At 29.4% G+C, this 9,829-nt stretch carries 8 protein-coding genes and 1 rRNA gene; 8 read left to right on the forward strand and 1 reads right to left on the reverse strand.

The window, feature by feature from the left end:
• Positions 1-8 precede the first annotated feature (8 nt).
• The 5 genes from Q349_RS01350 to Q349_RS01370 are packed head-to-tail and all read left to right on the forward strand — an operon-like array spanning position 9 to position 6,584.
• Positions 9-2,099 carry an ATP-binding cassette domain-containing protein gene (locus tag Q349_RS01350; RefSeq protein WP_036464179.1) on the forward strand — a complete coding sequence of 697 codons (2,091 nt, stop codon included), beginning with the start codon at positions 9-11 and terminating at the stop codon, positions 2,097-2,099.
• The gene (locus Q349_RS01355; protein WP_036464182.1) at positions 2,083-3,126 is read left to right on the forward strand and encodes a carbohydrate ABC transporter permease; all 1,044 of its coding nucleotides are present in this window, start codon (positions 2,083-2,085) and stop codon (positions 3,124-3,126) included. The genes Q349_RS01350 and Q349_RS01355 overlap by 17 nt, the downstream gene beginning before the upstream one ends.
• Positions 3,080-4,114, forward strand: a complete 1,035-nt coding sequence (locus Q349_RS01360; protein WP_036464185.1) for a carbohydrate ABC transporter permease — start codon at positions 3,080-3,082, stop codon at positions 4,112-4,114. The genes Q349_RS01355 and Q349_RS01360 overlap by 47 nt, the downstream gene beginning before the upstream one ends.
• Before the next feature lie 2 nt (positions 4,115-4,116).
• A complete protein-coding gene (locus Q349_RS01365) occupies positions 4,117-4,392 on the forward strand; it encodes a hypothetical protein (protein WP_036464188.1) in 276 nt (91 codons plus the stop codon).
• The gene (locus tag Q349_RS01370) at positions 4,392-6,584 is read left to right on the forward strand and encodes an AAA family ATPase (protein ID WP_036464191.1); all 2,193 of its coding nucleotides are present in this window, start codon (positions 4,392-4,394) and stop codon (positions 6,582-6,584) included. The genes Q349_RS01365 and Q349_RS01370 overlap by 1 nt, the downstream gene beginning before the upstream one ends.
• 29 nt (positions 6,585-6,613) lie before the next feature.
• Here the strand turns inward: Q349_RS01370 and Q349_RS01375 are convergent, their stop codons facing one another.
• Complete coding sequence (locus Q349_RS01375) at positions 6,614-7,462, reverse strand: variable surface lipoprotein (protein WP_036464194.1); 849 nt, start codon at positions 7,460-7,462, stop codon at positions 6,614-6,616.
• 174 nt (positions 7,463-7,636) lie between these two features.
• On the opposite strand from Q349_RS01375, the gene recA reads away from it, so the two are divergent.
• The 3 genes from recA to Q349_RS01390 all read left to right on the forward strand — a co-directional run.
• Complete coding sequence (gene recA, locus Q349_RS01380) at positions 7,637-8,620, forward strand: recombinase RecA (protein WP_036464197.1); 984 nt, start codon at positions 7,637-7,639, stop codon at positions 8,618-8,620.
• A gap of 10 nt (positions 8,621-8,630) precedes the next feature.
• A complete protein-coding gene (locus Q349_RS01385; RefSeq protein WP_084270836.1) occupies positions 8,631-9,443 on the forward strand; it encodes a TIGR00282 family metallophosphoesterase in 813 nt (270 codons plus the stop codon).
• A 222-nt stretch (positions 9,444-9,665) separates the two neighbouring features.
• Positions 9,666-9,829 (forward strand): 16S ribosomal RNA (locus Q349_RS01390); the annotation flags it as partial.

Here is a 9,829-nt window from a genome sequence, read left to right on the forward strand (position 1 = left end):
GGATATTTATGAAAATATTTAAGAATCTTAAAGATTCAATTAAAACAATGCTCATTAAAGAAAATGATGAATATCTTCAAAAGTTAGATGAATATGTTCAAACCTATAACAAAGACAAAAATGAAGTCGTTCCTGCTATTGAGTTGAAAAATCTTAATATTGATTTTGGTGAAACACTAGCAGTTGATAATGTTAGCTTCCAAATTCCAGAAGGTAAGTTAGTTACATTACTTGGTCCTAGTGGTTCTGGTAAAACAACTACATTAAATGCTATTGCAGGTCTTTTAACAGCTACATCTGGAAAAGTTCTTTTTAGAGGAAAAGATGTAACTAACTACACTCCGCAAAAGCGTAAAATCGGGTTTGTTTTTCAAAACTATGCGCTTTATCCGCATATGAGTGTATACGCAAATATTGCCTTTCCTTTAAAAAATGACCGTGATTGACAACTTAAAACAATCATGAACCGTGAAAAATATTTAAATTTAGTTAGAGTTTTATATCTAAAAAAATTAGGATCTACACCAGAAGAGATTAACGAGTTAGAAAAATCATTTAGACAATGAGTGGTTTCTAGAAAAATTAATACTAAAGAATTTGACCTAAAATATGCTAGTCTTGTTGAAGAATACGAAAAAGCAGATACCCAATATAAAGTGACTAGAGTTCATGAAATGTCTGAATATTCTTTACTTGCTAAAACAATTTTGAAAAATAACGATAAAACCCATACAGATACTAAAAATAGAATAGCTGACATTAAAGAAAAGTATAACTTGAATGTTAAAAACGGTGTAATTAATGAATCTGAACTAGAATCTTCAAAAACACTTAACTCTTTTAATAAAACTCTTTTAAAATTTAAACAAAAATTAAGTCCAGAAGAAAATAATCAAGAAGTACAAAAACTTTTAGATTTAAATACACAATTATTAAATGAAGATTTTGATACTTTAACATTAAAAGATCGTATTCAAATTGTTAAACTAGAAGAAAAAATTTTGAAATTAATTTCTAGATATAGATATGAAATTAAAACGACTGAAATTCATCAAAAATACGAAGTTCTTAAAAAAGAAACTAAAGAAAAACTTTTAGAAGAAAAGAAAAAATTTAAAACATCAATTTCACAAGATGAAGAATACAAAAAACTTAAAACTTTTGCTTCAAATATTACTTATGTTGCTCGCAAAATTTTCTTTAAAAATGTAAATCTTCTAGAAAAAAAATACGATCTTAAAAATAAAATCAAAGAAGATCGTAAAAATGGATTAGTTTTACTTAATGATGAAGAAAAAGCACAAGTTAAAGAATGACTCAAACATGATATTTCGATGAGCAAAGCTATTCATAATGAGGTTATGGAAGTTGCACAACGTGTTGAAATTGTTCCTATTTTACAAAAAAAACCTACTCGCCTTTCTGGTGGGCAACAGCAACGTGTTTCAATTGCTCGTGCAATTGTTAAAAAACCACAAATTCTTTTAATGGATGAGCCACTTTCTAACCTTGATGCTAAATTAAGAATTTCAACACGTCAATGAATTAGACAAATTCAACAATCTTTAGGAATTACAACTGTATTTGTTACACACGACCAAGAAGAAGCTATGTCAATTTCAGATATTATTGTTTGTATGTCCACAGCTAAGGTTCAACAAATGGGTTCACCACTAGAACTATATAATAAACCAGTTAATCAATTTGTGGCACGCTTTTTAGGTATGCCAGAAATGAGTCTTTTCCCTTCTAAATTTGAAGATAATCAACTTGTAATTGCAGGGAAAAAAATGGGAAAAATGAGCTTTGTTGATAAGTCAGGAACTTCACTTAATGTCGGTGTTCGTTCAGAAGATTTTATTATTAAAAAAGCGACCGATTCTTACCACTTTGTTGGTAAAGTCTTAGTACAAGAAAATTTTGGAAAAGAAAGTAAATTAGTAGTTGAATTGGAAAATGTCGGAAAAATTAATTTCTTACTTGAAAATGGTTATCATTATGAAGTAGGTGATGTAATTTACTTTGACTTACCTCTCAATAAATTACATATTTTTGACTCAATTACTGAAGAAAGACTTGAATATGAATTTATTAAGTAATGGTTTTTTATCTAAATTAGCTAATAAATCTTCAATTGCATTTAATTGAGTACTTAATAAGCAAAAAAATCGTAGAGGTACACTTTCACATTCAATTTTAGAAAAAAGAACAAATTTAGTTGTCCCAATGCTCTTACTAGCACCAGGGTTTATCTTAATTGCTATCTTTGTCTTCTTCCCATTTTTCAAAAATATTGCAAACTCTCTTTTTAGCGAGAGTAATCAATTTACATTAGAAGCATATAAAAATGTTTTAACAGATCCTTATTTTGCTGTCGGAGTAAGAAACTCATTTATTTACGGAATGTTAACTTTACCGATGGTTATGATTATTTCATTAGTAATTTCTTCGGTTATTGCTAAATTGTATAGAAAATATGCTAGAGGATTTTGACAAACAGTTTTCTTTATGCCCTATGTTACTAACGCCGTGGCTATTTCCTTGGTGTTTATTCAGGTTTTTTCTCCAACTGGATTATTTAATAATTTTTTTGGAGGCAATACTGATTGATTAAATAGCGGTGATTCATATTCATTTAATTCGTTATTGCCAATTGTATTTAATGGAATTTGAAGTGGTCTAGCATTTAATATTCTAATTTATACAACAGCTATGCTTTCTGTTGATAAGAATCTTTACCGTTCAGCTTCAATTGATGGTTGTTCAGAATTCAAACAATTTTTTACTGTTACTTTGCCATCAATTAAAAGTACTATTAACTTTATTATGACTTTAGCAATTATTGGTGGACTTAAAGTCTTTCCTCTTGCTCTTTACCAAAGTCAAGCCGAAAAGGCAGTACAAAATGGTGCTTCAAGCTTAATGATTTATATTTATTATGCAACAGCAGGATCGCCTGATTTTGCTAAAAGTGGTGCAGCCAGCTTGTTACTATTTATTATTGGTGTAACCTATTCATCAATTATTCGTGGGGGAATTTTCGCAGTACAATTAACACTAAATATTTTAGGAGAAAGAAATGTTTGAGTTAAAGTTAAAAGTTCAACAACTATTCGTCGGTCATAAACTTCAAAAAAACCAAGAAAAAGTTTCTGGTCAAGTTAGAGAAACAAAATTATATTTAGTAATACTAGCTTCACTATTTAAATTATTTTTACTTTGTTTCTTTGGTGTTGTGATTTTATTCCCCTTTGTTTTTATGATTTTTGTTTCTTTTATGAACAAACAAGAATCAGATACCTTGCAAAGCGCATTTAAATTTTTTCCTTCGTTTCAACCTTCATCATTAGACGTTGGTGCAGATGGAGCATTTACTAGTTGAACACAGGTTGTCTCATATACTTACAATGCAGCAAAAGAAGAAGGTTATTGAAATGCCCTTTTAATCACTACTTTAAATGTTATTCTTTCTGTATTTTTTAAAGTTTTTGTAACTTCATTAATGGGTTATGCTTTTTCAATTAAAAATTGACGTTTTAAAGGTCTTGCTTGATTTATAGCCTTGTCTCTTCTTGTTCTTCCTGAAGTTTCGCTTCTTTCAGGGCAATATATTATTACTCATAAACTAGGGCTTTACAAAGGAGTAATACCGTTTATTTTAGGAATTAGTCTTCCTTTTTCAGCTAGTGTTTTCAATGTAGTTATGTATAAGAATGCTTTTGAAGCTATTCCAAACCGCTTAAAAGAGGTATCATTAATTGATGGTGCAGCGGGAATGAAATACTTCTTTAAAATAGCATTTCCAATGGTTATCCCTACAACAGTAACTATCATTATCTTAACTGCCTTAGCTTCATGAAACTCATACCTTTGACCACAATTACTTCTTACTGCTCAAATTGGAAAAGAAGAAGAAAAAATCAAAGTACTTTCAGTATGACTTGTAAAAGTTGGACTTGATAAAAACCCAGCAGCAGAGATCCCAAAAGTCTTCCAAAACATCAAAATGGCCGGAAGTATTATTGTTATCTTACCTATGTTTATTGCATACTTCATCGGACGTAAGTGAATTATGAAAGCCATTTCAAGACAAGGTTCAACAATTAAAGGATAGTTATGAAAAATTACAAATTTAAAATTGTACTTTGATCATTTATTGGGATCCTTTCGCTTATCATGGTAGTTGTCTTTGCTGTATTGATTAGTTATTTCCAAAACACAATCAATCTTTCAGAAACTGTAGTGCGACTTGATAATAAAATTATTGAAACATATAAAATTATTCAATCTTATTCAATAGGAGGTCTGGCATTTTTTAGTTTATTAACCCCAATGAGCATCATTATTTCTTATGCTGGTTATAAATCTTGAAAATATGCCGAATTGTTCTAATGCAAAAAAATAAATTTAAAAAATTCTTTAAATTATTTGTTGGTTCTGTTGCAGTTGGAGCATCTCCACTTGTAGCTATGTCATGTTTATACGAAAATGAACCAAGCGTTCTTTTTGCTAATAAATATAAGTTTGACAATGCTTATTTACGAAAACCAAGAATCGCACAAAATGATATCCAACCACTAAAAGATTTTGAAAATCAATTATTTAATAATGTTATTGTAGAGTATAGTTTTGATGCTTTTTCTTATAACTTAGGAAAAACCTTTACCCTTAATAACGATCACTTAAAGGTGATTGCACCAAAAACTTATAACTTTAATGAGAAAGACAATGCTTTTGAATATTTAGAGAATTCAATTCAAAATAACGACAATGCTATTGAAGAAGTTAGAAAAGATATAACAGAGATTAATGCTATCTGAAAAAATCTTTTTCCAGAATATAACGCTGAAGCTCAATTGTTTTTATCTAAAATTGAAAAGGCCATTAAATTATCTTTGGGTTCTAAGGTTTTAGGTCTAAACGAAGAAGAAACATCATTTTATAATGGCTTATCAAAATTAATTAATTTTAGCTATTATAATTTTGGGCACCCTGAACAAATTATCACTTACGAAAAAGTTGAAAATATCGTTAAGAATTATCTTAAAGACACTCCTTTTTATGCTAAATTTTTAGAAGATAATGCCAACCCAAATCCTGAAAAACGGCCAATTACTTACACCTTATCTAATAATATTGTTAATATTGATGGTAAACCAATTCAATTACCTACCAACTTTATTTATAAATACAAATACAATGTCCCTTTTAACTTTATCGTTGCTAATCACTTTGAATCTATGTATGATCAAATAGTTGGCGGACATTCTAAAAAAGAAGTTCCTACATTAGAAGCTTATAAAAAGATTTATCAATATATGAGTGATATCTTCTTTAAAGTATCGCCAGATGCTGTAATGGGGATTGCCGCTGGTTTTGGACCTATTTTCCTTGTTTATGGAATTAACCCAAACTCAAATAGTGATAAAAAAGATATTAATTTTATCATTTTCAATGATCATGCGAATTTAAATAGCCAAGAAGTAAAAGAGTTTTTTAATTCACCAGCAGAATTTGTTTTTGAAAACCCAGAAAAAGCATTCCTTAAACCAATTTCTGACATTGAAGTAGAAATTGAAAAGAATCAAAATAATATTAAGCAATATGAACTTCTTCTTGATGATCCGGTTGCTAAAGAAGGAGCTCAAGATCTAATTAATCTTGCCCAAACAGTGATTGATCAATTACAAAAGAAAAAAGATGAACTTAATGTTTTCAAAGAAGAACTTTATTTAGCGGCTAAAAATTATCGTCAAGCACTCAAAGAAGAAAAAAGTGCACAAGAACTTCAAGAACTAAGAAGTCTTCTTGAAGCTAAATGAAACCAAATCAAAGATAAAGACGAAAATGGATCAGAAATTTCGGCATTCCAAAGAATTCAACAAATTATTAATAAGAATCAGTATCTTTTTGAAACCAATATTTATTCATTAGTTCTACTTTATGCCCAATTATTATTTACCTTATCATCAGATCAAGTTGAAATTGTAAAAGGGCATTACAAAAATTCTCTTAAAGCTGCAATTGCTGAAGATAAATTTAGTAAAGACTTTACTCAATTAGCAACTAAATTAGCTGAATTAGAAACAGAAATAAATTATGCTAAGTCACTTAAAGTTGCAGAGACTGATGCAGAATTAATTCAATCAGTTCAAAATCTTGTAGATCAAATTAAAGATTTTAAAGATAATTTTGCTTATGCAACCTCTGAAAAAGAGATAGATGGAAATAAACAAACTGTCAAAGCTCATTCAGAAGAAGAGATTCAAGCTAAAGCTAAAGAATTGCTTGAAAAAGCAAAAACTATCTATGAAAAAATTTATGAAGTTAATACTAATTCATTAACACTTGATAAATGATATTATCGTGCCCCTGAAAATGATTACTATTGACTTGAATTTAAAGATAATAAAGATGGTAAATGAAAATTTGTTGATGTTTATAAAGGATGATTAGCTTACCAAAAAAATAAAGCAGAGAAAAAAATACTCCCTAATTATGATATCAACAATGAAATTTTAGAGATCTTACCAAATGATTTAGTTGTAGCAACAGATCAAGGTTTTAAAAGTCATTTAAAATAAAAATAAAATTCAACCTAAGTGGTTGAATTTTATTTTTGCTCTTGCATTTTGTTAAGATACTCTTGAACATCATTATTAATAAGCCTTGAAGTTGTATCTTCACCAAAATTGGGGAATTGCTCTCAGTTAATTGTTTTTTGTTGGCTTAATAATTGAACAATTTCTTGAAACTGTTTGAGTTGATTGTTATATTGGTTACCTATTGTCAAGTACTCAGAAGTTGGAAGTATTTTGTTAAAAACTTTAGTTTGGTAAAAGGTTTCTAAAATACTATATAAAGCATTGATATTTTCATTTGCATATTGATCGGCTAAAGAAAAGAGTTTTTGATAGTCTTGTTGATTTACATTAGAATTTGATAAAGATTTTTTAAATTTTTCAATTGAGTTGAAATAAATTTGCAAAAGATTCATCGTAGAATAAAGTTCTTTAAGTTGAGATTTAGCTGTAATATCTGAATTAGCGTAAATATTTAATGCTTCTCTTGACATTGGATTAATTGGGTTTAGACCGTTTTGTCCAAGTAAAAGAGCCTTTGCTCCTTTAGGATCATTCCCTACTCTAATTATAGTTTTGACGATATTAACAACAATAAAAGCTTCCTCGGTTTCAAAAGAGCGTTCTCGATCATTTCAAATTTCTTTAAGTAATTGCAGTTGGTTTTCGGTATTTGTTAACGCTATCGAATAATACTTTAAAGCTTCGTTATGCTTTTGTTGTAATTCTTGATTTAAATTACTAATTTCTTGGTAATAATGATGAAATTGTTCAATCACTTGAAAAACATTATTTGAATCACCTGAGCAACTAATGCTAATTAAAGGAATGGATAAGGTGCTTATGGCACCAAGAAAGAATAAAAATTTTTTCTTTTGCATATAGATTAATTTTACTAAATTCTTTTTTTAGTTTAATTTTCTTTTAGTTTTATAAAATCTATTGATTTACTTAAATTAAAAATAATATAATAAAGTGACTTTGAAAAAATTAATATTTTAATGCTTCTAATGACAAAAATCTTAATACTTAAATGTAGAACAAATGGAGGTTTTATGTCAGAACAAAAACAAACTAATCTCATTGAAGAGACCTTTAAAGAAATCGAAAAAAAATTTGGTGATGAAGCGGTAATGCTTCTTGGGAAGGTTCCATATGCTAATGTTGATACTTTTTCAAGCGGCAGCTATGTACTTGATAAAATTTTAGGAATTAAAGGCTTTCCTAAAGGAAGAATTATTGAAATTTATGGTCCTGAAAGTGGTGGAAAAACAACATTAACTTTGCACACTATTGCAGAAATTCAAAAGCGTGGTGGAATTGCTGCTTTTATTGACGCTGAGCATTCTATTGATCCAGAATATGCAGCAAATATTGGTGTTGATATTGATCATTTAATTGTGTCGCAACCAGATTCAGGTGAACAAGCTCTTGAAATTGCTGAATATCTTGCTAAAACAGGGCACATTGATTTAATTGTTATTGATTCGGTAGCGGCCTTAGTGCCTGAAGCGGAATTAAATGGTGATATGCATGAGCAACAAATTGGAGCACAGGCTAGATTAATGTCCAAAGGATTGCGTAAACTAACGGGTCTTTTGAATAAAAACAAAACGACAATTATTTTTATTAATCAGATTCGCGAAAAAGTCGGGGTTATTTTTGGTAATCCTGAAACAACCCCTGGAGGAAGATCTCTCAAATTTTATGCTTCAATTCGAGTTGAAGTTCGTAAGGGGACAATGATTTTAGATGGTAAAGACACTATAGGTAATGAAATTAAATTTAAAGTTGTAAAAAATAAACTTGCCGCACCTTATAAAACAGGAACTAGTGAAATTATTTTTTCACAAGGAATTGACCGTTTGGGCGAAATTATTGATCTTGCTGTGGCTGATAATTTCTTAACCAAAAAAGGAGCTTGATATTCTTATTTAGATAAAAATATTGGTCAAGGCAAAAAAGGAGTTAAGGATTATCTTAAAAATAATCCAGAAATTTTGCAACACTTAATATCAAAAATTAATAATTCTTTATAATATTGAAATTATGAGTGAGATTAAAGTACTATTTTTTGGAGACATTTTTGGATCAAGAGGAATTGAAACGGTGCAAAAACTATTGCCTCAACTTAAGTCGCAACATCAAATTGATTTTGTTGTTGCTCAAGGAGAGAATGTTTCAGGGCGTAAAGGCTTGAATTATAAAGACTATCAAACTTTAAAATCAATTGGTATTGATGCTATTACAATGGGAAATCATGTTTGAGCTAACTCTGAGATTTATAATTTTATTGATAATAATGATATTATTAGACCTTTGAATATCGAAAGTGATTACCCAGGTCATGGATATAGCTTATTTAATGTTAAAGGGAAAAAGCTTCTCGTAGCCTCAATTATGGGGGTTACTTTTAACCCTTTAATGAAACCATGAAAAAAAGATGCACCTGAACCTTTTTTTGATTATGCTGATAAACTTGTTAGTATAGAAGCGGATTTTAAGTTCATTGATTTCCATGCTGAAACTACTAGTGAGAAAAGTGTATTTGCTTTATATTTAGATGGTAAGGTAGATGCAATTTGCGGTACGCATACCCATGTTCAAACTAATGATGCTCGGAAATTGCCTCAAGGTACTTTATTTATTAGTGATGTTGGAATGTGTGGTCCACAAGATTGTGCTATTGGTGCCAATTTTGAAGAAGTGTATCAAAAAATGCGTTTTGATTCTCGAGTGCGTTTTGAGGTTAGTCCAAACCCTACTCAATTAAATGCTGTTATTCTTACTCTAAATTCAAATAAAGAAAAAGCCAAAATTGAAGTTATTACTATATATAATGTATTAGATAAACAAGAATAAAAAAATGCACTAAAAAAAGTGTATTTTTTATTTGACTTTTTATTTTTTGTATTATAATAATATTACGCTTTAAGAAACGAAGCTAACTAAGTAAAAAAAGAATTAAAAAAATTCAAAAAAATGTTTTGAAAAAAATTCTTTTGATGTTATAATAATTTAGCAACGAAAAAAGCAAACAAGTTCTTTGAAAACTAGATATACACAAAATACATGACAGTCAATTTTTTCGAGAGTTTGATCCTGGCTCAGGATGAACGCTGGCTGTGTGCCTAATACATGCATGTCGAGCGAAGTTCTTCGGAACTTAGCGGCGAATGGGTGAGTAACACGTACTTAACGTGCCCCTTAGATTGGAATAACGCTGAGAAATTAGCGCTAATGCCGGA

This window comes from Mycoplasmopsis sturni DSM 22021, assembly GCF_000701485.1.
GTDB lineage: Bacteria > Bacillota_I > Bacilli_A > Mycoplasmatales > Metamycoplasmataceae > Mycoplasmopsis > Mycoplasmopsis sturni.